Source organism: Anaerolinea thermophila UNI-1, assembly GCF_000199675.1.
Lineage (GTDB): Bacteria > Chloroflexota > Anaerolineae > Anaerolineales > Anaerolineaceae > Anaerolinea > Anaerolinea thermophila.
This window is the reverse complement of the sequence record NC_014960.1, coordinates 2,049,648-2,073,255: the sequence shown is the minus strand read 5'-3', so window position 1 is coordinate 2,073,255 and position 23,608 is coordinate 2,049,648. Positions and strand designations below refer to the sequence as shown.

Annotated in this window: 23 protein-coding genes, 1 tRNA gene and 2 pseudogenes; 16 read left to right on the top strand and 10 right to left on the bottom strand. The window is 47.3% G+C overall.

Annotated elements, in window-relative coordinates; translation table 11 throughout:
* Positions 1–5: 5 nt before the first annotated feature.
* On the bottom strand, positions 6–707 hold the full coding sequence (locus ANT_RS09230; protein WP_155818085.1) for a zinc ribbon domain-containing protein: 702 nt from the start codon (positions 705–707) through the stop codon (positions 6–8).
* A gap of 89 nt (positions 708–796) precedes the next feature.
* On the opposite strand from ANT_RS09230, the gene ANT_RS09225 reads away from it, so the two are divergent.
* The 6 genes from ANT_RS09225 to ANT_RS09200 all read left to right on the top strand — a co-directional run bounded on the left by ANT_RS09225 (position 797) and on the right by ANT_RS09200 (position 10,644).
* Entirely contained in the window at positions 797–2,320 is a 1,524-nt protein-coding gene (locus ANT_RS09225) for a hypothetical protein (RefSeq protein WP_013560243.1), read from the top strand.
* Complete coding sequence (locus ANT_RS09220; protein ID WP_013560242.1) at positions 2,317–4,407, top strand: glycosyltransferase family protein; 2,091 nt, start codon at positions 2,317–2,319, stop codon at positions 4,405–4,407. Before ANT_RS09225 ends, ANT_RS09220 begins: the two co-directional genes overlap by 4 nt.
* 1 nt (position 4,408) lies before the next feature.
* Entirely contained in the window at positions 4,409–5,986 is a 1,578-nt protein-coding gene (locus tag ANT_RS09215; RefSeq protein ID WP_013560241.1) for a hypothetical protein, read from the top strand.
* A complete protein-coding gene (locus tag ANT_RS09210) occupies positions 5,983–8,340 on the top strand; it encodes a glycosyltransferase family protein (RefSeq protein WP_013560240.1) in 2,358 nt (785 codons plus the stop codon). Before ANT_RS09215 ends, ANT_RS09210 begins: the two co-directional genes overlap by 4 nt.
* 4 nt (positions 8,341–8,344) lie before the next feature.
* The gene (locus ANT_RS09205; RefSeq protein WP_172634608.1) at positions 8,345–9,319 is read left to right on the top strand and encodes an AAA family ATPase; all 975 of its coding nucleotides are present in this window, start codon (positions 8,345–8,347) and stop codon (positions 9,317–9,319) included.
* Between the two features lie 92 nt (positions 9,320–9,411).
* On the top strand, positions 9,412–10,644 hold the full coding sequence (locus tag ANT_RS09200) for a DUF58 domain-containing protein (protein ID WP_172634607.1): 1,233 nt from the start codon (positions 9,412–9,414) through the stop codon (positions 10,642–10,644).
* Here ANT_RS09200 and ANT_RS09195 read toward each other — a convergent pair.
* The 7 genes from ANT_RS09195 to ANT_RS09165 form a co-directional block, all read right to left on the bottom strand.
* The gene (locus ANT_RS09195) at positions 10,641–10,856 is read right to left on the bottom strand and encodes a CDGSH iron-sulfur domain-containing protein (protein WP_013560237.1); all 216 of its coding nucleotides are present in this window, start codon (positions 10,854–10,856) and stop codon (positions 10,641–10,643) included. The genes ANT_RS09200 and ANT_RS09195 overlap by 4 nt on opposite strands.
* Positions 10,857–10,870: 14 nt before the next feature.
* Positions 10,871–11,392 carry a MogA/MoaB family molybdenum cofactor biosynthesis protein gene (locus tag ANT_RS09190; RefSeq protein ID WP_013560236.1) on the bottom strand — a complete coding sequence of 174 codons (522 nt, stop codon included), beginning with the start codon at positions 11,390–11,392 and terminating at the stop codon, positions 10,871–10,873.
* Positions 11,385–11,750, bottom strand: coding sequence for a response regulator (locus ANT_RS09185; RefSeq protein WP_013560235.1), 366 nt, complete (start codon positions 11,748–11,750; stop codon positions 11,385–11,387). The genes ANT_RS09190 and ANT_RS09185 overlap by 8 nt, the downstream gene beginning before the upstream one ends.
* Positions 11,725–14,244, bottom strand: a complete 2,520-nt coding sequence (gene lon, locus ANT_RS09180) for an endopeptidase La (protein WP_013560234.1) — start codon at positions 14,242–14,244, stop codon at positions 11,725–11,727. The genes ANT_RS09185 and lon overlap by 26 nt, the downstream gene beginning before the upstream one ends.
* 110 nt (positions 14,245–14,354) lie before the next feature.
* On the bottom strand, positions 14,355–14,768 hold the full coding sequence (locus ANT_RS09175; protein ID WP_013560233.1) for an Hsp20/alpha crystallin family protein: 414 nt from the start codon (positions 14,766–14,768) through the stop codon (positions 14,355–14,357).
* Positions 14,769–14,779: 11 nt separating this feature from the next.
* Positions 14,780–15,298, bottom strand: coding sequence for a thiol peroxidase (gene tpx / locus ANT_RS09170; RefSeq protein ID WP_041454876.1), 519 nt, complete (start codon positions 15,296–15,298; stop codon positions 14,780–14,782).
* 31 nt (positions 15,299–15,329) lie between these two features.
* Positions 15,330–15,402 (bottom strand) — tRNA-Arg (locus ANT_RS09165).
* Between the two features lie 109 nt (positions 15,403–15,511).
* Here ANT_RS09165 and ANT_RS09160 point away from each other — a divergent pair.
* The 3 genes from ANT_RS09160 to hpt are packed head-to-tail and all read left to right on the top strand — an operon-like array spanning position 15,512 to position 17,059.
* The gene (locus ANT_RS09160) at positions 15,512–16,096 is read left to right on the top strand and encodes a cytidylate kinase-like family protein (RefSeq protein WP_013560231.1); all 585 of its coding nucleotides are present in this window, start codon (positions 15,512–15,514) and stop codon (positions 16,094–16,096) included.
* On the top strand, positions 16,083–16,496 hold the full coding sequence (locus tag ANT_RS09155) for a PDDEXK family nuclease (RefSeq protein WP_041454872.1): 414 nt from the start codon (positions 16,083–16,085) through the stop codon (positions 16,494–16,496). Before ANT_RS09160 ends, ANT_RS09155 begins: the two co-directional genes overlap by 14 nt.
* Positions 16,497–16,498: 2 nt before the next feature.
* A complete protein-coding gene (hpt, locus tag ANT_RS09150; protein WP_013560229.1) occupies positions 16,499–17,059 on the top strand; it encodes a hypoxanthine phosphoribosyltransferase in 561 nt (186 codons plus the stop codon).
* A 249-nt stretch (positions 17,060–17,308) separates the two neighbouring features.
* On the opposite strand, the gene ANT_RS17865 is transcribed toward hpt, so the two are convergent.
* Positions 17,309–17,683 carry a helix-turn-helix domain-containing protein gene (locus tag ANT_RS17865; RefSeq protein WP_231854263.1) on the bottom strand — a complete coding sequence of 125 codons (375 nt, stop codon included), beginning with the start codon at positions 17,681–17,683 and terminating at the stop codon, positions 17,309–17,311.
* A gap of 102 nt (positions 17,684–17,785) precedes the next feature.
* A pseudogene (locus ANT_RS18135) lies at positions 17,786–17,923 on the bottom strand (ArsR family transcriptional regulator); the annotation flags it as partial.
* 112 nt (positions 17,924–18,035) lie between these two features.
* On the opposite strand from ANT_RS18135, the gene ANT_RS09140 reads away from it, so the two are divergent.
* The 7 genes and pseudogenes from ANT_RS09140 (at position 18,036) to ANT_RS09120 (ending at position 23,593) form a co-directional block, all read left to right on the top strand.
* Positions 18,036–18,689, top strand: coding sequence for an NADH-quinone oxidoreductase subunit B (locus ANT_RS09140; protein WP_013560227.1), 654 nt, complete (start codon positions 18,036–18,038; stop codon positions 18,687–18,689).
* A 2-nt stretch (positions 18,690–18,691) separates the two neighbouring features.
* Positions 18,692–19,072, top strand: a pseudogene (locus ANT_RS18075) (NADH-quinone oxidoreductase subunit C); the annotation flags it as partial.
* A gap of 276 nt (positions 19,073–19,348) precedes the next feature.
* Positions 19,349–20,437: an NADH-quinone oxidoreductase subunit D gene (locus ANT_RS18070; protein WP_041455506.1), complete on the top strand. Its 1,089-nt coding sequence runs from the start codon at positions 19,349–19,351 to the stop codon at positions 20,435–20,437.
* 11 nt (positions 20,438–20,448) lie between these two features.
* A complete protein-coding gene (locus ANT_RS09130; protein ID WP_013560225.1) occupies positions 20,449–21,060 on the top strand; it encodes a 4Fe-4S binding protein in 612 nt (203 codons plus the stop codon).
* Positions 21,061–21,091: 31 nt separating this feature from the next.
* Entirely contained in the window at positions 21,092–21,463 is a 372-nt protein-coding gene (locus ANT_RS17340; RefSeq protein ID WP_013560224.1) for a hypothetical protein, read from the top strand.
* Positions 21,456–22,535, top strand: a complete 1,080-nt coding sequence (locus ANT_RS09125; protein WP_013560223.1) for an Mrp/NBP35 family ATP-binding protein — start codon at positions 21,456–21,458, stop codon at positions 22,533–22,535. The genes ANT_RS17340 and ANT_RS09125 overlap by 8 nt, the downstream gene beginning before the upstream one ends.
* An 11-nt stretch (positions 22,536–22,546) precedes the next feature.
* Positions 22,547–23,593 (top strand): PSP1 domain-containing protein, encoded by a 1,047-nt coding sequence (locus ANT_RS09120; RefSeq protein ID WP_172634606.1) that lies wholly within the window; start codon positions 22,547–22,549, stop codon positions 23,591–23,593.
* Positions 23,594–23,608: the final 15 nt, after the last annotated feature.

The following is a 23,608-nucleotide window of genomic DNA, read 5'->3' as shown; positions in this document are numbered from 1 at the left end:
GAAGTTCACCCCGAATATAAGATTCGACCACAAGAATTGCAAAAGATGAGGTGAGGTTGCATTCGGGCGGCTTGTACTTCAGACGCGCGAATGGTGGCTCCGCAGGCTGAACAAGAATTATCTTCTACCTGAGTTACAGCAACACCTTTTTTCTGCAATCGGAGTTGTTCATAAATTTGTAAATTTTCTGCCTTGACGGAGGTGCACAGGGCTTGTCGTTCAGTTTCCAAACGGATTTTCGTTTTCTCTAACTGTTCTCGTTCCCCTGAAAGGCCTGCTTGCTCCGAAATCACCTCACCAAGAATTTTTTGATATTCGGCTTGGGCTTGATTGGCAAAAACTTCATTTTGTTCTACGGTCATCATGGCTTCCAGTTGTTGATCTTCTAAGGTGCCCAAATGTTTCTTTAGGGAAGCCAGTTCTTTCTCCAGGTCTTGCAGTTCTTTGGGGTTACGCACAGAGCCACTGTAGAGGGTGGCTTCCGTTTGCTCAATTTTTATATTCTGCTGCCGTACCAGTTCTTCGGCATTGTGCAGGCGAAGTCGTGATTTCTCCAGTTCACGGTGAATTTCTTCCGCTTTCTTCCTGGCGTTGAGAATGCGTGTGTCTTCTGAAAGCAATTTTTCAATTTGTTTTAGGCGGGCATTAACCTGATCCAGTTGAGAATCAATTTGTTGGAGACGAAAGAGATGAGCGCTCTGGTTCATACTGACCATTATAGGTTGGGTTGAATTCAACGGCAAGTTTTTTGAAACAGGGGTGCAAAAAATTTAACCTTATAATAGTATAACAGCCTATGAGGACTAAATTTCGTCTTTCTTCAACGATTCTGGTACTGCTCATTGCCTTTTTCCCCTATTTTCTCGGATGGGCGACTCAGGGAAATTTTATTTTCTCCGGCTTATTGTTTAATCCTCAGGATGGATTCTCGTATCTTGCAAAGATGCGTCAGGGCTGGGATGGTTCCTGGGGTTTCACGTTGCCTTACACTGCGTCTCCAGGTGAACCTGTGCCTTTATTCCTTTTCTATCTGTTTCTGGGGCATCTGGCAAAGGCTTTTCACCTTCCCCTTCCGATCATGTATAACATCGCTCGTTTTCTGTCCTCAGCATTTCTTCTTTATATGTTGGGAGATTTTCTGGACAGAATGTTTGGAAAGCAGTTTCAGGAAGCCCGTGTGCTTTTCTGGATTCTTGCTTTAGGGGGAGGTATGGGATGGTTGGTGGTTTTAATGACCGGGTTCCTGACGGGGGATTTCTGGGTTGCAGAAGCCTATCCATTCCTTTCTATTTTTGCTACCCCCCATTTCTCATTGGGATTGGCATTGATTCTATTGGGCGATAAGGTCTCCACTTTGCCTTTGAGAGCCACAAATGGACTGGCTCTGAGTTTGCTCAGTGTGCTTCTTGCTCTTATTCAGCCCTTTGGGGTGGTGATTTTGGGACTTTGGGTAGGGGTACGTTTCCTGGTGAGCGTTCTGTATCGAAAAGAATGGCAAATGGGAGTCCGTATGCTTCAAATTTTGCCCGGTGCGTTAATCCTGCTCTGGCAATTTTGGATTATTGCATCGCATCCTGTGTTGCGTTTATGGAACAACCAGAATGTGACCGAGGCATTGCCGCTGTGGGATCTTATCCTTTCTCTCTCACCAGTGATTTTTCTGGCTTTGGTGGGTGGCTGGAAAGCCCTTCGGAAAAAAGATATCCCATTCGTGATTTTATTGGGGTGGATGATAGGAGCAATTTTACTGACCTATACACCCTTTAACTTACAACGCCGGTTTATGACAGGAATATATATCCCTGTTGCTGTTCTGGGTGCTTATGGGATATCCGAATGGCTTGAGCACAATACTGTTCTGAAGAAGTGGCTCTGGCGTGGTCTGCTGATTACCTCAATCTTAACACCCCTTTTGGTGATTTTTTCCTCTACAGTTGCTGTTTTGCAGAAAGACTCTTTGATTTACATCAATTCGGATGAGTTCCGTGCTATCAAATGGATGGACCTAAATCTTCCTGAAAATTCTGTAGTTTTAGCCTCTCCACGAATAGGATTAATCCTGCCAGCATGGACAGATTTGAGGGTGGTCTATGGACACCCGTTTGAAACGGTCAATGCCAGCCAGAGCAAAGCCCTGGTTGAGCGCTTTTTTCTCGGAGAGATGTCCTCTGTTGAAAAGGCAGAATTTTTTCATCATTACGATGTTGTTTATCTTTTTTGGAGCCCAGGTGAGGATCTAATGGCTCAGGGTAAAGATCTTTTTGAAGGCGACCTTGTATATCAAACCGGAAAAGTTCGCGTATTTCGTATAGCGAAATGAACAAAACCTTTTTCAGGTATTGGATCCTTGCTTTTCCATTGCTTGGTTTGTTTCCCGGCTTATGGGGCGTGTTTTTCCCCGCCCAATCTTCTTACAGTGATTTGCTTATTACCCATCTTCCCAATGCACTCTGGATTCAGAACTCCCTGTCTAAAATGGGAGAAATTCCTCTGTGGTCGCGATTGATTCTGAGTGGCTATCCATTTTCTGCCAATCCTCTTGCTGGAATTTTTTATTTTCCATCCTGGTGGGGGTTGTTTTTTCCTCAACCGGCAGGATTGTATGGGGTAATTGCCTTTCACCTTTTTGTCAGTGGGATAGGCATGGCAAAACTCCTTGAAGAAAAGCACATGCCGGCAGGGGTGGCAATTTTTGGAGGGCTTGCCTTTGAAACCATGCCCCGTTTATGGGCGCATTTTCTTGCAGGACATATGACCCTGGTGTTTGCAATGTGCTGGGTGCCATGGCTTTTCTGGGCGACCGAGCGATGGATAAAAAAGAAGGGTGTCAGGATAGGGCTGCCTGCCATGTTTTGGGGGTTGATTACTCTGGCAGACCTGAGGGTTGTCTTACCCATTGGAGTCGTGTGGGGTGGGTATCTTCTGTTCAGGATGGTGATTTTAGAAAAACGTTGGAAAGATGTTTTACTGCTGGGCTTTGAAGGAATGGCCGGCTTAATTCTCTCAACCGCAGTTTGGCTACCGTTGAGTGAATATGCACGGCTATCCACACGCTCCGGGATGAGTGGTGCTGAGAATCTGGTTTTTTCTTTGCCGCTTGAACACCTGTGGGGGCTTTTTATTCCTGATCTTGGGGGAAGTCCTGAGTGGGTGATTTACCCTGGGGCTATGTTACTTGTGCTTTTGCCTTTTTCAATGCGGAAGCACCCGGACTCCTTATTCTGGTGGTTCGTTTCCTTGCTTGCCATTTTCCTTTCTTTGGGTGAAGCCTTGCCAGGAGGGGGATGGCTTTATCGTTTGCTGGGATTGGGGTTGCTTCGCGTGCCTGCAAGAATGTTGTTTGTAACTCAATTTGCATGGATTATGCTGGGCGCGTTGGTCCTCTTCTGGTGGATGGAGCGTCCGCCTCAAGTCACCAGATTGGTCAGGCTCATGGGGATAGGAATGGTTGCTTTCCTGCTTCTCCTGGCACTGGGGGTAACGATTATCACGGGGAATGTATCTCGCCCATTATGGGTGGGAGGATTGGTTTTCTTCCTTGCGTATGCATGGATGATGTTTCGCCAAATTTCGGGAAAACTCGCAGGTTTCTTCTCTACCCCTGTAGCACTATGGGGAATGGTGGTGCTGTGTAATGGACTTGTGATTGCATCAGGGGCAAAAGTACTCCCAGTGAAAGAAATTCTCAATCAAAATGCTGAAGTAGTGCACTGGATGCTAACTCAAGAGCAGAAAACACAGAACTTTCGCACCTATTCTCCTTCTTACAGCCTTCCGCAACAAACTGCTGCAGTTTATGGGATTGAAATGGCGGACGGCGTGGATCCACTTATTCTGGCTTCCTATCAGCAGTTCATGGAAAAAGCCACGGGTGTACCCTCCAGAGGATACAGTGTAACGCTTCCGCCTTTCGAAACGGGAGAGCCGTTTCTGGATAACCGCATGTATGAGCCGAATTTGCATTTGCTTGCTTTGGTGGGGGTGAAATACTTGCTTGCAGAATTTGATCTCAAAGGGGCAGAAGCATACCTCCAAACGAGAATTGGAGAAACGCGCATTTACCAAAATCCATATTATAGAGGAATGGCTTGGCTGGAAAGGGAAGATACCATCATACCGATTTCCGAAATTCGTTATACCGCAAATACGATTGAAATTCCCCATGTGGAACAGGGACGTTTGGTTTTGGCAGAGATTAATTACCCGGGATGGAAGGTGCTGATAGATGGTGAACCGGGAGAAATCATAACTGCTTATGGGATCCTGCGCTCGGTTCTCATTCCCCCTGGCTTTCATCAGATTCGATTGGAATTTCACCCTCGAGTTGTCTATTGGGGGGTGATTGTAAGTGTGATCTCTTGGGGAGTGTTAGGAATTTTATTGCTCAGACAAAAACGTATTGCGTAATATGGAAAGGCGCAAAATCCTCTTTCTGGCTTTATTTGTCATCTTTTTCACCACTCTCCCTTACCTGGTAGGCTATCTTCGGCAGAGTGAGGAGTGGCGTTATACAGGGCTCTTAATTGCCGCAGAAGATGGCAATTCATACCTGGCAAAGATGTTGCTGGGGGCTTCTGGGGACTGGTTATTTCGCACTCCCTATACTGCCTACCCTCAAAAAGGGTTCCTGGCATTTTTCCCGTATATCCTGTTGGGAAAACTTACTTCTCCCCCCGGGCAGTATTCCCAATTGATTGCTTTGTTTCACCTGTTTCGAGTTGGAGGGATTGTTTTTTGTATTTGGGCAACATATCGCTTTGTCTCGGGATATTTCTCCAAGTTTCGTGACCGCTTCTTAGCCGTGGTCCTGGCAACCCTGGGAGGAGGGCTGGGATTTGTGTATTTATTAGGTGGGTCTTCACTCTGGGGGGGGGGACTGCCTCTGGAGTTCTATTCACCCGAAACCTTTGGCTTTCTCTCCTTTCTGGCAATTCCCCATTTACTCTGGGCACGCGGCTTCTTGTTTTGGGGCTTAACGAAATATTTTCATGAAAATCTTGGGGAGTCTTTTGGGGGTGGGGTAAAGGCTGGGGCAATCTGGAATCTCACGGGGTTAATGCAGCCTTTCACCATTGTAGTTGGTTGGGCTGTTTTAGCGATTCATGTGATGATAGAAATTCTTTATTTCACTCTTCAAAAGAATCGTCCTTTTAAGTTTCAACCTTTATTCTGGATCAAAAGAGCAGTTGGTGTCGGTTTGGTTTCTTCACCCTTCGTAATCTATACGTTTGTTTCTTTCCGAGTAGATCCTTTCCTCAAGCAATGGGAAAAACAGAATATCATTCTTTCACCCGCTTTTGGAGACTATCTTCTGGCTTATGGGATTTTATTGCCCCTGGCTTTGCTGGGGGTTTGGAGATGGATTCGTGAATCAGATGTGGCAAAGCGTTTCATAATATCCTGGGTCTTGTTTTTCCCTGTGCTGGCATATGCTCCATATAATTTGCAGAGAAGGTTGCCTGAAGGCGTATTTGTGGCTCTCTCTATCCTGGCAGTGACAGGTTTTTCTACCCTCTCTGGAAAACTGCGTTCTCTGGCAAAAGTTTGGCTGGCGCTCGGAGGGATCTCTTCTCTTCTGCTGGTAGGTGGCGGTGTTCTGACTCTGCTTAATCCTGCTCCGCCTTTGTATTATTCTGCTGATGAGCAAGACCTTTTTCACTCCATGCAGGCTTGTGTTCCGCGTTCGTCCGTTGTATTGGCAGATTGGGACCTGTCGAATTTATTACCGGCTCATGTCCCTGTCCGGGTGATTATTGGACATGGCCCCGAGAGTTTGCGAGCTATTCCACTGAAGCAAGCGGTTGAAACGTTCTTCAAAGGGGCTATGGATGAACAAGAAGTGCGACGTTTCTTGCGGAATGAACATGTGGATTATCTGATTGTACGTAACAGGGCTTCTGTTTTCAGTAATTGGCAACAGGAGCCTTTTCTCAAGTTAATGTATCGAAACCCTTCTTTTGAACTGTATCAGGTTATTGAGCCATGAACAAAGTTAAGACGATCTTTTCTGCTTTGATCAATTCTCTGATATTTCGTCTTCTACTGATTGCCTTGGGTCCATTGATTCTGATTGGACGTTTCCTGATTCACGGAAAAGTGCTTTTTTGGGGAACGCCCTCCCTCCAATTTATTCCATGGTGGGTCGAAGGACTGAGACAGATTCGGGAAGGTGCTGTTCCTTTATGGAATGCCTTTAATGGGATGGGTGCTCCTTTACTTGCAAATTATCAAACGGCTTTCTTTTATCCCCCAAATTTGGTTCTGTATCTCTTTTACTCGCTTTGGAGCGTTGAAGGTTTGGCATGGGGATTTACTTTCCTGGCAATGCTGCATCTGATTTGGGCGGGGTGGGGAATGCTTTATTTTCTCAAACAGCTGGGGGCCAGTCCATTTGCTCAGGTAATTGGTGGGCTGGCTTATGCTTTGGGGGGATATCTGGTAGGACGATTGGAGTTTTACAGCATGATTTGGACCGCCTCATGGCTGCCATGGATTATTGGATATGGCGAACGGCTTCTGTCTTCGAATGAGTTTAAGAAGCAAACGGGGATTTTTCTCTTTCTTCGTTGGGCACCTGTGTTTGCATTCCTTTTTTCCTGCCAGTGGTTGGCGGGGCATGCTCAATTATCCTGGTACACACTGGTCTTTGTCATCATCTGGATAGCGTCTCGTTCTTTCTCGATGCATCAATGGCGTGGATTGCTCCGGGCAGGAATTTTATTGGGTTTTGTGGGAATTCTGGCAGGGCTTATCAGTGCCATTCAACTGTTTCCGACTGCAGAATATTTATTGCATTCTCAGCGGTCGAGTGAGTATGGATATGACGATGCTGTCGTGTATTCGTACTGGCCCTGGCGATTCTTAACCCTGTTTGCCCCTGACTTGTTTGGAAATCCCGGTATGGGCAATTACTGGGGGTATGCCAGTTATTGGGAAGACGCGGCTTATATCGGGTTGATCCCTGTTGGACTGGCTTTTTCCACATTGAGGGGAGTATTGAGCCGGCGCTATATCCATCCCTGGTTGACCCGAAAGCAAGTCTCAGGACTCTGGCTTGGAGTAGTCATCTTTTTCATTCTTGCATTAGGGAAAAATACCCCTGTCTTTCCCTTCCTGTATCACTACGTTCCCACCTTTAACCTCTTTCAGGCCCCGTCAAGATGGATGTTGCTGGTAGTGTTTTTACTCATTATTCTGGCATCTGCTGGTATTGATTCATGGAAACACCCATTTGGGAAAGGATTGTACTGGTTGCGTCTTGGTACAGCAGGGGCTTTTGCCATTACCTTGGGTGCGGCGGTGGCTTCGCTGGTCTTCCAAAATATTCGTTTGACATTTATTTTCAGCACTGCAATTATGGGATTTTGGGCACTTCTGGGAGGTGTTTTCACGCTTGTCATCCCATGGTTTGAGAAAAAAGGTGGAGAATCAGTCTGGCAAATCCTGGTAATTCTTGCAGTAGGTGCAGACTTACTTCTGGCAGGTTGGAACTTGAATCCTGTTGTTTCGGTGGATTTTTATTCTGAAATGACTTCTTCAGAAACAGTCTTGAAAGCAAAAACCTCTGCTGGACGTGTTTTTCTCTCCGATGCAGAAGAGTATTTTCTGAAGTTCAAGCGTTTCTTTCGCTTTCAGGATTATCGGGCTATAGAACCCTGGATTCATCTCAAAAGTACCCTTTTACCAAACACCAATTTATATAGCCGGATTCCCTCAGCCGTGAACTTTGATCCATTTGTCCCTAAATATTATTCGGAATGGATGAAAGCCCTGAATCAGCGTGATGAGGATCAGGCTACCGTTTTATTGCCCTGGATGGGCGTTGCTGTTTGGGAGAAACTGGATGGCGCTTCGCCTCTCGGAGTGCGTTTTGACGAAATTGCTTTGCCTGTTCAGGTTGCCTGGTTCTCCTGTGCTCAGAGCGCCCCTGATAGCGCACAATGGGTGATGCAAATGCTGGTAGAGAAAAGGGAGGTCAAGGGTCCCTTGCTTCTCGCATCTGATTCAGGGGCTTCTTGCCTTCTTGAGGATGTTGTCTTGATCCATGCACAGTTGAACGCTTCAGAAATTGAGGTGGTCTCTCCAGGTGCAGGATGGGTTTATTTTTCTCAGGTTTTTTATCCGGGATGGCAGGCTTGGGTAGATGGTCAGGTCCAACCGATTTATCGGGCTAATTATGCCTTCATGGCAGTTTATTCTCCTCGGGAAGGTGCAAGGATAGAGTTAAAGTATAACCCTGCCTCATTCCGATTTGGGAAATTGTTGAGTATACTGGGAATAATTCTCTGGGGCATTTGGGTTGGTGGCTGGGTTTGTTACAATCAGCGCCAAAAAGGATAAATTTATGGAAAAGATCCGCATGTCGATCACCGATGTACAGCAGTTGAGTGAGAAAATTCTCCAAAATTTGGAGCGAGTGATCATCGGAAAGCGTCAGGTACTGGAACTTACCCTCATTGGTCTGTTGAGTCAAGGGCATATTCTCATTGAAGATGTTCCCGGCGTAGGAAAAACCATGCTAGCAAGAAGCCTGGCAAAATCTCTGGGATGTTCATTTAACCGTCTTCAATTTACGCCGGATATGCTCCCAAGCGATATTACAGGTGTGTCAATCTTCAATCAGGTTTCCCGGAATTTTGAGTATCGTCCCGGTCCAATCATGGCACAAATTGTGCTTGCGGACGAAATTAACCGTGCCACTCCCAAAACGCAATCGGCCTTACTGGAAGCCATGGAAGAACGTCAGGTCACTGTGGACGGAGTAACCCATCCCCTTCCTACCCCTTTCCTGGTCATGGCAACGCAAAATCCTATCGAGTATGAGGGAACTTTCCCTTTACCAGAGGCTCAACTGGATCGTTTCCTGTTACGAATCCGTCTCGGGTATCCGTCTCTGGAGGATGAAATTAAAATTCTTGGGGAACAGCAGTATCAGCATCCTATCCAGACTCTTGAGCCCGTACTCTCTCAGGAAGAATTGTTACAAATGCAAGAAACCGTTAAGTCTGTATTTGTTTCCCCTGCGGTCAAGCGCTACATTGTGGAACTAAGCCGGGCTACCAGAGAAAATGACGATGTTTACCTTGGAGCCAGTCCCCGAGGAAGTCTGGGGTTGGCTAGGGCCAGTCAGGTGCGCGCGGCAATGCAGGGACGGGATTATGTTCTGCCTGATGACGTAAAAGCCCTCGCAGAGAGCATTCTGGCACATAGAATTGTCATTAATCCAGCGGCTCGCTTAAAAAATTTGACTTCCAGTCAAATCGTGAACGAAATTGTTTCAGCCTTGCCTGTCCCGGGCGGCTTGATGAGCAAATCCTGATGATTGTTCTGCGAAAGCCTTTTTGGGTCGTTTTGGGAGTTTTCCTTTTTGCTCTGTTGGGCGGATACCTTGTCCCCAGCGGGATTTTTCCTGTGCCGACCACTTTACAGAACCAAACGACGATTCGAATTTTTACTCGCATTGCGGCGATTAGTGGAGGTGCAATTGTTCTGGGGTGGCTTTGGACACAGGCATCGCTATTTGGCGTAGTGGTGCGTCGCGAGGCACGAGTGTTACGTCATCAGGTAGGACAAATTTTTGAAGAGCGCTTCCGGGTCATCAATCGCCTGCCGATGGTTCGTTTATGGCTTGAAATTACCGATGAGTCCGACCTGCCTGGATCTTCCGGTTCACGGGTCTTATCCTTGATTGGACCCCGTCAGCAAAGGACTTATGTTGCTTACACATTATTAAGTCAACGAGGGGCTTTTCGATTAGGCCCCACGCGAGTTTCTTCTGGTGATCCTTTTGGCTTGTTCCGAAAAATTATAGATGTTCCCGGTACCCAGGAGTTAATCGTCTTGCCCTATGTGGCAACTCTTCAACGGTTCCCTTCCCCTCTTGGACAATTTCCCGGAGGAAAGGCTATCCTGCAAAAAGCTACAGAGGTGACCCCACAGGCTGCAGGAGTGAGGGAATATTTTCCTGGGGATGCTTTACGTTCCATACACTGGCCCACCTCTGCGCGGAAAAATCGTCTTATGGTTAAGGAATTTGAGCAGGATCCGCAGGCGGATGTATGGATTATCTTGGACGCGGAAGCCGGAGTACATTTCGCTTCCTCTGAGAAAATCACTCCTGTTCGTATTGATCAGTTTTGGCTTAGGAAAAGTGAGTTTGCATTCAAACTGCCTGAAGACACTTTTGAGTATGGAGTGAGTGCAGCAGGATCGATTGCCTCTTATTATCTCAGGCAAGGAAGATCCGTGGGGTTGATTTGTGTTGGCCAGGCGTTTGTGGTTTTATCTGCCGAGCGTGGCGAAAGACAATTGAATAAAATTCTTGAGACCCTGGCTTTCTTAAAACCAAACGGCAGGTTACCGTTAATGGCAGTTGTGGACGCTGAAGCCTCTCAGATACCACGCGCCAGTACGGTAGTGCTGATTACTCCTTCCATTCATTCTTCTCTGGATTTAGCGATAGATACATTAGTTGTGCGGAGAATGAAACCCGTTCTGGTTCATGTTGACGCGCATACCTTTGGGGCTGGTTTCTCAAGCGAGGAATTTTTGTATCGTATGCGCTTGAGAAATATTCCCGTGCTCAGCCTGAAGAATAACGTTTCTTTGATAGAGTCGCTTGAAGTTAAGAACTTTTTGCATTAAGAGGATTGGGTTCCTTCCTCATTTTCTTCGACAGAGGCAGGAACTTCAATGATGGCTGGACCTACATTGCTGTGGATTTGATTGTGAGTCCCGTCGCAAAAAGGAAAATTTTTCGACCCGTAACAACGGCAAAGCGAAACACGCTCGCCAGGTTTTAACTGAATAATATGGCGAAAATGTCCGTTTTTCTCTACAGTAGAAAATTCAGGCATAATTTCCTCCAGTTTCAGGATTTTGGGGGATGGTAGTGTCCTACTTCAGCAGAAGGACTTTCTTGTAATAATTCTACTGCATGAGGAATGACCACAGCAATGCTTTGCAGATTCTCAACCGCGGCTTTTGGACTTCCTGGCAGATTCACGATCAAGGTGCGTTTGCGAATACCTGCAATGGCTCTCGAAAGCATGGCATGGGGAGTGATTTGTAAACTTTTTTGTCTCATGGCTTCAGCCAGTCCAGGGGCTTCTCGCTCAATCACAGCCCGCGTTGCTTCTGGTGTCACATCCCTTGGAGCAAATCCTGTCCCACCGGTAGTTAAGATCAGGTCGGTTGTTCCGGAGTCGCAGACTTGTATCAACCATGCGGAGATCGATTCTTTTTCATCGGGGGCCAGGCCGGTTTGAACAATCTCCCACCCCAGTTGCTGAATGGCTTGGATAAGTGCGGGGCCAGAAAGGTCTTCTCTTTCGCCGCGAAACGATCGATCGGATACGGTCAGAATGCTGACTCGAATAGAAGGGTTACCCATTTTGCTGAACCTGATGAAGCAATCTTAATAACTCGTCAGGCATGTAAGGCTTTAACAGGAAAGCATCAGCACCGGCTTCCAAACATTCATCCCTTAAGTACTGTCCAGAGGTCATGATCACCCGAATGTGGCTGGTCTGTGGTTCTTGACGCAGTTGCTTTACGATCTCGATGCCGTTTCTGTCCCTTAAGTAATAATCCAGAAGAATAAGGTCCGGCATTTCTTGGACAATTTGAGCAAAGATATCACTCTCGGAGGTGCCATCCCAGAGGACTACCTGATGCTTGTCCATCTCCAGCAAGGTTTTCAGGATGGCTTGCATGGTACGATCGTCATCCACCAGCATGATTTTCATCATCGGTTTTTTTTCCTTTCCGAGGCTTCCTTGCCTGTGAGGGGGTGGCTAAACCCTGCCCCACCGCTTCAACCGCTACTTCTAACACTTCATCAATTTGGTCAACCAGCACAAACCGGATGCTCTTCTTAACCTCTTCGGGTAATTCATCCAGGTCGGATTGATTCAATTTGGGAAGAATGACGGTTTTCAATCCAGCGCGATGCGCTGCGAGCACTTTCTCCTTTATACCCCCTACGGGAAGAATTTGCCCCCGCAGTGTGATTTCTCCGGTCATACCCACGTCAGACTTAACCGGCCGGTTGGTCAATAAAGAGACCAGGGCCGTAGTAATTGTGACTCCAGCGGAAGGACCATCTTTAGGCTGTGCCCCTGCAGGGACGTGAATGTGGAGGTCCGACTTGTCAAAGAAATCAGCCGGAATATTGTACTTCTCTGCTCTGGCGCGGACTAAAGAGAGCGCGGCACGGGCTGATTCCTGCATCACATTTCCGATAGAACCGGTTACGGTAAATCCCTTGGCTCCTGGCATGCGTGTTGCTTCTACAAACAGGATATCTCCACCGACCGGAGTCCATGCCAGCCCAATAGCCACCCCTGGTTGTGAAGTGCGGATGTTAATCTCGTCATTGGTATGATAACGAGGTTGTCCAAGTAATTCGCGTACAGTCTCAGGTGTGATTTCGGGCTCGACATGTTTCTGTTCTGTAATTCGCGTGGCTATTTTCCTCAACACGCTGCCAATCTCTCGCTCAAGATTTCTTACCCCTGCTTCACGGGTGTAAGTACGAATGATTGTTCTCAAGGCTTCTGCGGTGAATTGAGCTTCCTCTGGCTTTAAGCCATTTTCTTTCAGTTGGCGAGGAACCAGATATTGTTTGGCAATTTCCACTTTTTCCCCTTCTGTGTACCCGGAAATGCTGATAATTTCCATTCGGTCCAGAAGAGGAGGGGGAATGGTTTCCAACTGATTGGCAGTGGTAATGAACATTACCTGAGAAAGGTCAAATCCTACCTCTATGTAATTATCACGGAAATCGCTGTTCTGTTCGGGGTCTAGGACTTCCAAAAGTGCAGAAGCAGGATCGCCACGAAAATCTGCGCCCAGTTTATCAATCTCATCCAGCATAAACACCGGGTTTCGTGATTCCACCCGGCGAAGGGCTTGAATGATTCTGCCTGGCATCGCGCCGATATACGTTCGACGATGACCACGAATCTCGGCCTCGTCTCGAACTCCACCGAGAGAAATTCGCACAAATTTTCTTCCCAGCGCTCTGGCAATGGATTGTCCCAGGGAAGTTTTCCCTACACCCGGTGGGCCCACAAAGCATAAAATGACCCCTTCGCGTTGTTTTCGAATCAAGTCAGTGGGTTGGGTTTCTTCAGGGGTTTCTTTTTGTCGTTCAAGCCGCAGTTTCCTTACGGCTAGAAATTCCAAAATGCGTTCTTTTACGTCTTCCAACCCGTAATGATCTGCTTCTAAGACCTCTCGAGCGTGCGGAATATCCAGATTGTCCTGAGTAAGTTTAGACCAGGGTAAGGAAACCAGCCAATCCAGATAGGTTCGAATGACCCCATATTCGGCTGCGGCGGTTGGAAGGCGCGAGAGACGGTCAAGTTCGCGACGGGCTTGTTTGTAGGCTTCCTCAGGCATTCCAGCCGCTTCAATTTTCTGGCGAAATTCTTCCACCTCGGCGGCTTGTTCGTCCATTTCGCCCAATTCGCGCTGGATGGCTTTCATTTGTTCCCGCAGGAAATATTCCCGTTGAACTTTTTCAATTTCCGAGCGGGCTTCGTTTTGAATTTTCTGACCGAGTTCAAGAACCTCAATTTCGCGAGTCAGAATGGTTGTGAGTTTCTTTAACTTTTCAGTAACCGAGTCCAGTTCAAGAATGGCTTCAGCATCTTCCAGATCCATGCGCTGGAAGTTAGCAACGGTATAAACCGTAAGCAGAGGGTCTTCAATGGCTTCGATGGAAGCCACAAGTTCTCTCGGGAAGGAAGGAATTAACTCTGCAATTCGCTTAAATTGATCTCGGGCATTGCGGGCAAGCGCTTCGATTTCCAGCCCCTCTTCCACCGTTTCAGGTGCCAGTTCGATATTGGCTCTCAAATAGGGCTCGATCTGGGTAAAGTCCTTAAGAATAAAACGGTGTATGCCCTGAACTAAAAGGCGAATCGTCCCATCGGGTACACGGAACATGCGGTGAACAACGGCTACCGTACCGTAAGAGTACAGATCTTCGGGACCCGGGTTATCCAGTTCTGGGTTTCTCGAGGTTACCAACCCGATGAGTTTTTCGCCAATGACTACATCATCCACAAGGCGAATAGACCTGGGCTGCCCAATGGTAAGAGGCACGGCTATTTGAGGATAGACAACCAAACCCCGTAAGGGGAGAATGGGTAAGTTACCGGGAATTTGCGCTCCGCCGGATGGGTTTTTTCCCTCTTGTTCATCATCGGAAGATTCAATTTTATGCTGCTCGGTCATGAATTCCAGAATCAGGTCTGCAAAATTTTCTTTGATCTGATTTTCTTCGTCTTCCATCCATTTTAGCATTTCAAGAGGCGTTGAGTTCCATCGTGATGCGGGCATAAAAGTTACTCAGAAATTCGAATGTGTTTTACGGGAGTTTTAGGGAGGCGAATGAGCAAAAAACCATTTTGATATTCTGCCGTTGCCCGAGAAGGATCTACCGGGCTGGGTAACTCAACCATCGTAAAGAAATCACCAAAATTTACTTCCATTTGGTGATAAACCCTTTGCCCAAGAGTATCTGCCCGGGTCCCTTGGATCACCAGCGTTTGTTGATCGAGACTGATCTCAAAGTCTTCTTCATCCATGCCGGCAATTTCCACCCGCACCAGATACCCATCATCTACTTCGAGCAAATCGGTAGGTGGCTGCCAGATGTGTGATCGCCCGGTGACTCGCCAATTGACGATGAGATAGTCGGGCTTATCAGAATTCATGAAATTTTTTAAGTAAGAGGGACGCATGGCAACGGTAATCATGGCACACTCCTTTATAGCGCGGCTTTTGCCGCTTCAAGAACGCGTTCGTAATCCGGCTCTTCACCAAGTGCTGCCATGTATTCAACATGAGTCACTTTATCATTTCGATCCACAACGAATACGGCTCTGCGCAAAATGCGCGGCTCTTTCATTAAACAGCCGTAGCGCGTGCCGAATTCCACTTCCCGATGGTCTGAAACTACCCATACCTGATCAATCCCTGCCGCACCGCACCAGCGCTTTTGGGTAAAAGGTAAATCGGTCGATATTACGATGATGACGACATCCTTACCCAATTTTGCTGCTTCTTCGTTAAACCGTCTGGTTTCTCGATCACAAACCGAGGTTTCCAGGGAAGGTACCGCGGCAATGATGCGAACTTTTCCCTTTGTACTTTCGAGAACCGGGATGTATTCCCAGTTTTGCGTTACGGCGTGAAATTCGGGGGCTTGCTGACCAGGAAGAATATCTTCGCCGATGACTGGGGTGTCTTTCCCCAAAAACTGTATGAGACCATATCGTTCTTTCATAGTCCCTCGCAAAAAAAACACCGGTGAGAGGCGCCCCTGGAGAGATTCGAACTCTCAGCCAACTGCTTAGAAGGCAGGTGCTCTGTCCATTGAGCTACAGGGGCACACAACTGCAAAAATATTTTACCATGAAAAATTTCCCTGTTTTCTGTGCCTACCTGAAAAATATATCCTTTTATACCTCCTATGGGGTTCTATTTGTATAATATTTTTATGAATGCAATCACTATTTCTAGACAAATGGGGGCGTGGGGCAGGAAAGTGGCTGAAGCCACTGCTGAATTGTTAGGCTACAGGCTGGTTTGGAGAGAGGTGATTAATCAAGCGGCTTTACGAGCGGGGGTGCCAGAAGTGGCTCTTGCCACTATTGATGAACTCGGGATCATGGGCATTAAACCCCGAGAAGAAGATCTTCAGGCGTACCATCGTGCTGTTCGTCAAATCATGGAAGAATTGGTTGAAGAGGGGCGTGTGGTGATCATTGGCAGGGCAGGTCAATGTATTTTAGCGGGAAATCCTCATGTCCTGCATGTGAGAGTTATGGCTCCTACAGATGTGAGAATAAGTCGTGTGGCTGATGAGCAAAAAATTCCCTTTGAGCAAGCTAGAAGTCTGGTCGAACGAAGTGATCGTTCCAGAATGGAATACTTAAGACGTTTTTACCATGCAAATATTGACGACCCGACCTTGTACGATATGGTGTTGAACACTTCTCGTATTAGCGTTAGATGCGCTGCGCTGTTGATCGAAGCCTTGATTAAGAATCATGAGAATCATGAGAATCATGAGGTTGATTGATTTCCTGGAGAATGAAGCCTTGGAGTCTGAAAAAAAATTTCCTCAGTTTGTTCATCCAATTGAAGAAGTGTTTGCGCGAATTCTGGATTTCTACGGCATTCAGTGGGAATATGAGCCGCGGACCTTCCCCTTGAGATGGGATGATGAAGGAAATGTTTTGGAGGCTTTTACGCCGGATTTTTATTTACCGGAGCAAAATTTGTTTGTGGAATTGACTACGCTACGTCCTCGCTTGACGACCAAAAAAAATCGCAAGTTAAAAAGGCTCAAAGAACTCTACCCTGACATCAATATTAAACTGTTCAAGAGAAGAGAATTGAGGAATATGATGCTGCGCTTTGGCTTGCGTGAAGAGGTTGAGAGAATCATTGGAACAGATGCCCAGGAAATGGATGAATAACGATGGAAAGAGATTTCTGGTTGGATGATGTACAAGAAGTGCTTTTCACCGAGGAACAAATTCACGAGCGTGTGAAAGAATTAGCCCGCCAAATCTCGCAGGACTATCAGGAGAAAACACCCATAATCGTTGGCGTGCTCAAGGGGGTAATGTGCTTTCTGCCGGATCTTATTCGCAAAATGAGTATTCCTGTCGAAGTGGATTTCATCGCAGTATCCAGTTATTCCACAGAAACACGAGACAAAGGAGTGGTTCGAGTAGTCAAAGATTTGGATTTACCCCTTATGGATCGGCATGTTTTGTTTGTAGAAGATGTGGTGGATACCGGGCTGACTTTGCATTATCTGCTCAGAAACCTGAGAGCGCGTAATCCTGCCAGTTTGGAAGTGTGCACCCTCTTAAACAAAAATCCCCGACGTTTAATCAATATCCCGATTCGCTACGTGGGGTTTGAAGTTCCGGACTATTTTGTTGTGGGTTATGGATTGGATTACAACGAGCGCTACCGCAATTTGCCTTATATTGGCATTCTGAAGCCTTCCGTTTTGTTTGGAAAAGATTAAAAAATCAGGGGCCTCAAGTAACCCGTCCAGCTTTCTCTTTCAAATTGCCTAGTCTTTTACTCTAGTTTTGTTCACTGCGGTACCGCTGTGCATCCGGTCCGCTCCCAAAACCTAATCGGTTTATGACTGAGGCTTTTTAGAGTGCTTATCGAATTTCTTGAGGCTCCCTTTATCCGAAGGATTTTTCCTTCGGCAATTTTATCCTAACCTAAAAAAGATTAAAATTCAAGATAGTTAAGATTAGAAAATTTAGATAGAAGAGAAATCGGGTTTCTCGGGTAGAAATACGCAAATGTGTTCTATGCTCTTGTGCATACAGGATTGATGAAAAAAGGAAATTCCGGTTAAGCGTTCCAGAATCTTGCGATCCATTACGCAGATCTGTGAGTGATGTTTCCAAATCGAAGCATAAGGACAACAATGGAAGAGAATTTTGGGCCCGGTTTGTGTAGCTTCCCACCGCGGTTCGTAGTGGAGTCTTTCCAGAACTACCATCGCGTGGCGTAATTTTGATGGGAATGGCTGTTCTGGCGTTTCCGGAATAATGGTTTCAGCGATTTTTTTCCATAACTCGGTGTTGGGTAAAAATGTACTCATTTGATCGAGCAGAGATAAAATCAGCATTTCCAGGTTCTCCGGATGGCTGGTGGGGGATAACCTGTATTGTTGAGGGGGACGCCCTACCCTGCGTTTGGATTGTAGTTCGGGGCTGTATTTCTCGATCCTTTTTTCCTTCAGAAGCGCTTTCAGGTGGTATCTCACATCTACGGGGGATATTCCCAGCGCTTGAGATATTTCATCCGAGGTTAACACCCCTTTTTGAGCGAATAATCTAAGAATCGTTTCCCTGGTAGAAAGAGACATGTAGTTATTATAGCCGAATTTAATAAAAAATTTTATTTTAAATTTTCCTGCTTGACACTCTCTGTTGTCCTGTTTACAATGGACAAAGACACTTTAAGCAATGGAGTAGGTTATGCCAAACGAAGAACTTCACTCCCCCGGTTATGAAATTCCCCCAGAAATGCAAAACCAGGTCACGGTGACCACCCTGGACCGTATATATAACTGGAGCCGCAAGAATTCTCTGTGGCCTATGATGTTCGGTTTGGCCTGTTGTGCCATTGAGATGATTGCTACAGCAGCCAGCCGATTTGATTTCTCTCGTTTCGGGATGGAAGTAATGCGTCCCAGTCCGCGTCAAGCAGATGTGATGATTGTCTCTGGTACGGTAACCAAGAAGATGGTGCCGCAAATTGTGCGCTTGTACAATCAGATGCCTGAACCGAAGTACGTAGTTGCCATGGGGGCGTGTGCTTCCGGTGGGGGACCTTTCAAAGAAGGTTACAATGTGGTGTCCGGAATCGATAAATTTATTCCGGTAGATGTGTATATTCCCGGGTGTCCGCCTACTCCCCAAGCCCTGCTCAATGGGCTGATTATGTTGCAGAAGAAGGTAGAACGAGAGTCCTTGCGTACCGTACGCTGGTATTCTCGAGAACCTGCCAAACCTATTCCTGTGCCTGTTTTGGGCCCGGATTTGATGGATCCTCGGCGTTATGAGGAAATCCGCTCCTACACGCTGAGCAAACTGAGCCTGCAAACGGCTGAAGAGCAAACGGAGGCGTAACCATGTCTGACTCGCCTGTTGTAGGAATGCAAACTAATCTGATCGAATATTTCCCGGACTGGCTCCAAAAGGATGAGCGGCCCGGTTATGAAGGGTATATTGTGCCCGCTGAACATCTCCTTGAGTTTGCCCAAGCCCTTCGGGACCGTTTTGGATATGATTTGCTCTCCAGTGTGACGGGGGTGGATTATTTACCCGAAGGAAAGATGGAGGTGGTGTATCATGCTTTGCAGACTACCGGCGGTCCCCTATTAAATTTCAAAGTCCAGGTGAGTCGTGAGAACCCTGTAGTACCTTCGGTTGTCTCCATCTGGCCCGGGGCAGATTTTCAAGAGCGAGAAGCCTGGGACCTGCTCGGAATTCGCTTTGAAGGACATCCCGATTTGAGACGTATTCTCATGTGGGAGGGTTTCGCAGGACATCCGCTGCGAAAAGACTGGAAAGAGCCCTATTTTGAAGAGGAAGCCAAACCGTTCAAGAGCCGCTGGCCCGATGGGCATGTTCAAAGGGCAGAAGATCGACATCCTTTGCACGATAATGTGGATTACCCGGCAGGCTTTGATCCAGAACAGTGGACTCCCGAGTCCGCCGATGAACTTCTCTATAAGTCTTTCCAGTCTGTTGTAGAGGGGGCAAATTCGGAGTTACACACAGACCGTATGATTGTGAATCTGGGTCCACAACATCCCTCCACGCATGGGGTGTTTCGCATGGTGGTTGTGTTAGATGGGGAAACAATTGTGGACCTGAAGCCTGTGTTTGGATACCTCCATCGTAACCACGAAAAAATTGGCGAGCGCTGTACATGGTTGCAGATTATGCCATTTACCGATCGCCTGGATTACATTTCCTCGATGAGCAATAACTTCGGGTACGCTCTGGCGGTCGAGCGGCTGATGGGGATTAAGCCACCAGAACGGGCAGAATACATTCGTGTCATGATGGCTGAGTTAACCAGAATTGTAAGTCATCTGGTTTCAATTGGTTTCCTTTTGAATGATTTAGGGGCTTATTTCACACCGGTTTTGTATGCTCTGGAAGAACGCGAACTGATTCTGGATATTTTTGAAGCCGTTTCCGGCTCCCGGATGATGTGCAACTACTTCCGATTTGGAGGGGTAGCACGCGACCTCCCTGAGGGCGTACTGGAGAAGGTGAAAGACTTGGTCTTTGAGCGCCTTCCCCGAAAAATTGATGAACTGGATCGTTACCTAACTCGCAACGAAATTGTGCGGGTTCGCACGGAGGGTGTTGGGGTCTTGACTGCCGAACAAGCCATTGCACTATCTGCAACCGGTCCGGTACTCCGTGCGTCTGGTGTCCCTTATGACATTCGCCGGGCAGATCCTTATAGCATTTACGATCGTTTTGAGTTTGATGTGGCTGTTCGTTATCACGGCGACGTGTATGATCGGTATCTTCTTCGTCTGGATGAGATTCGTCAGAGTATTCGCATTCTCAAACAGGTCTTGAAAGATCTTCCTGAGGGTCCTGTGCAGGTGGGTAAGCCTCAATGGCAGGTGCGTGTGCCAGCGGGTGAGTCCTACGGCAGAGTGGAAGGTCCAAAAGGGGAATTGGGCTACTATATTGTCTCGAACGGAAAACCCAATCCGTGGCGTTACCATGTTCGAGCACCCTCTTTCATCAATCTGACCAGTCTGGCACAAATGGCGCGTGGTGGCAAAGTTGCCGATGTTGTGGTCATTTTGGGCTCAATTGATATCGTGCTGGGAGAAGTGGATCGCTAGGAGGATGAATTATGAACGGATTGGGGATCATTCGAGGGCTTTGGGTAACTTTTAAGCATTTCATCCTCACCTACATTGAGGATATTCGGGCTGGAAAAAAGCGTTACTATACTCAGGAAGGTATTCTGGCGCGCACCCGAAGCGATGTGCGTGGGGCGTTTACCATTCAGTATCCGGAAGAAAAATATCCTGTTCCTGAAGAGTTTCGGTATATTCCCTTCCTTGTTTACGAGGAAGGAGAAAACAGGGAAAAGAATTATCGTTGCACCTCCTGTGGTATTTGCGCTAAAGTTTGTCCTCCTCAATGTATCTGGATTGTACGTACTACTGATCCCAACACGGGAAAGCCTATCCCTGCCCCTGCTGAGTTCTATATTGATGTGGATATCTGCATGAATTGTGGCTTGTGTGCGGAGTACTGTCCATTTGACGCCATCAAAATGGACCATGATTATGAAATTGCCTCCTACAACCGGTTTGCTGACCATATTTTCAACAAAGAAAGATTGGGTAAACCTCTGAGTTACTACGCACAGATTCGTCCGCAAAACTTCGCTCGTGAGGAAGCCGCTCGAAAAGCAGAATTGGAAGCAAAAGCGGCTCGAAAACCCGCCGCGACGTGATACAATTTCAGGAAGTCAAGGCAGGTGAAGGATGTATAATCCCGATACAGATTTGCTTTTTCCTTTGAGGGTTGTTCCACAACTTCGTTCGTTACGAGGTCCGGAATGGGCAAATCTGATTGACGAAGTTCTCTCCGAAAAAGCAGGTTTGGCAGAAAAATCCGCTTTTGTTCTGCTAATGGTCAAGTTGAGTGGCTGCAATACCTGTAATTCCGACTCATTCAGAGCAATGCGCGGATGTACTGCCTGTGCACGTCAAGTCGTGCGCAGATTCCGTGGAAGTGATATGGAACTGCTCCAACAATATCGGGCTTTGGTATCTGAAGTTCAGCAGTTTATAAGTATTCAATTTTCTGGTGGGTTGAATTCCCCCTCACAATCATTAGGAGATACGAATGGCTAGCGCAGTAACGAAAGAAGCAGTTTTACAGGCACTCAGTCATGTTCAGGAACCAGAATTGCATAAGGACCTGGTTACACTTGGTATGGTCCGGGATGTGGAAATTGAGGCTGGTAAGGTCCGTTTTAGAATTGTGTTGACTACTCCAGCCTGTCCTCTAAAATCACGCATTGAAAACGAAGCCAGAAGCGCAGTGTTATCGCTCTCCGGAGTCCAGGAGGTAGAGGTTATTCTGGATGCTCAGGTTCCCTCGGATGGACGAAACCGTGGTGTGCTTTCGTTGCCCGTTCGTAATGTTGTGGCTGTTGCTTCAGGAAAGGGCGGGGTGGGAAAGAGTACCGTCGCGGTGAACCTTGCCGTTAGCCTGGCGCAGTCTGGAGCGAGGGTGGGTTTGCTGGATGCTGACATTTACGGACCGAATATTCCGACCATGATGGGAGTTCAACGCCTGCCCCCCCAAAATGGTCAAAAATTGATCCCTGCCGAGGCTTATGGAGTCCAGGTGATGTCCATTGGGTTCTTGGTGAAGCCTGGACAGCCCTTGATCTGGCGAGGTCCAATGCTTCATTCCGCTATTCGACAATTTTTGGCAGATGTGGCTTGGAATGAGTTAGATTACATGATTGTGGATCTTCCCCCGGGTACAGGAGATGCGCAACTGAGCCTTGCACAATCCGTTCCTTTGAGCGGTGGTGTCATTGTGACTTTACCCCAGCGGGTTTCTCAAGAAGACGCCATGCGAGGGTTGCAAATGTTCCGGGAATTAAACGTGCCTGTCTTGGGGGTAATTGAAAACATGAGTTACCTGGAACTTCCCGATGGTACCAGAATGGATATCTTTGGTACAGGTGGGGGTGAAGACCTGGCTCAAGCCGCAGAAGTGCCCTTTTTAGGGGCTATCCCAATTGATCCAGGCGTTCGGGTAGGCGGAGATCAGGGAGTCCCGGTAGTCATCTCGGCACCACAATCTGCGCCGGCTCGTGCATTGACTGCAATTGCCCAAAAAATTGCTGCCAGTCTGAGTGTGGCGGCTTTATCCGCACCCGGAACTCTTTCTATCAATGTGATTGAATGAGCATGAATGGTATGCTTCCGGTTCTGGTAGGGGTACGGTTTTCAAAAGTAGGAAAAATCTATCATTTTGATGCCACCCTGGTTCCTGATGTGGAAATTGGGGACTCGGTTGTCGTTGAAACAGCCAGAGGATTACAAATTGGCACAGTCGCACAAATTTTTCCCACACCTGAGGAGATCCCAGAGGGACTTAAGAGAGTTGAACGAAAGGCAACCCCCCAGGATTTGCTGATACGCCAGGAATGGCAGGCAAAAGAAGCCGAAGTTGTCTCAGTATGTAAGGCAAGAGCCCGTGAATTGGGGCTTTCGGGTGTAAAAATTGTTGCGGCGGAGTACAGTTTTGACGGCACAAAACTGGCGATTCTCTTCAGCACCGAAACCGATGAACGGGTTGACTTAAAATCTCTTCGCCAGGATATGCAAAGGCAGTACGCACCGGCTCAGGTAGAACTGCGCCAAATTGGTCCTCGGGATGTAGCCAAACTGCTGGGCGGCATGGGAGCCTGTGGGTTGGAGTCTCGTTGCTGCTCTCAGTTTTTGTGTGAATTCAGTTCTATTTCCATCCGCATGGCAAAGGAGCAGGGTATCTCTCTGACCCCTTCTGAAATCACGGGAATGTGCGGAAGGCTCCGGTGTTGTTTAATTTATGAGTTTCAGCAATATGCTGAGGCTCGCGCACGTCTTCCCAAGCGTAATAAAAGGGTGGTCACTCCGGATGGAGAAGGCAAGGTGGTGGATGTCGTGCCTCTCAAAGGTGCAGTCATTGTCGAACTGTCAGACGGTGTCCGACGGGAGTACCCCGGTGAAAAAATCTCGCTGGTAGGAGAGCCTTTACCTGCTACCCCCGTGGTTGAGACAGAGGTAGAGGAAGAATCTGAACCTGAAGAACCAGAGGAAGAAAGCCAGGAGATTGGCTGGGAAGAAATGCTTTTGGGGGAAAAACCTGAAGCGGAACCATCTTCTCAGAAAACTCAATCTGGTCAACAGCAGAGTTCCCCGGTATCCAATCGCCGGAGTGGTAAGTTCCGCAGGAAACCCAAAAGGAAACCGAAGCAATAAACTTAGATGGAGTTG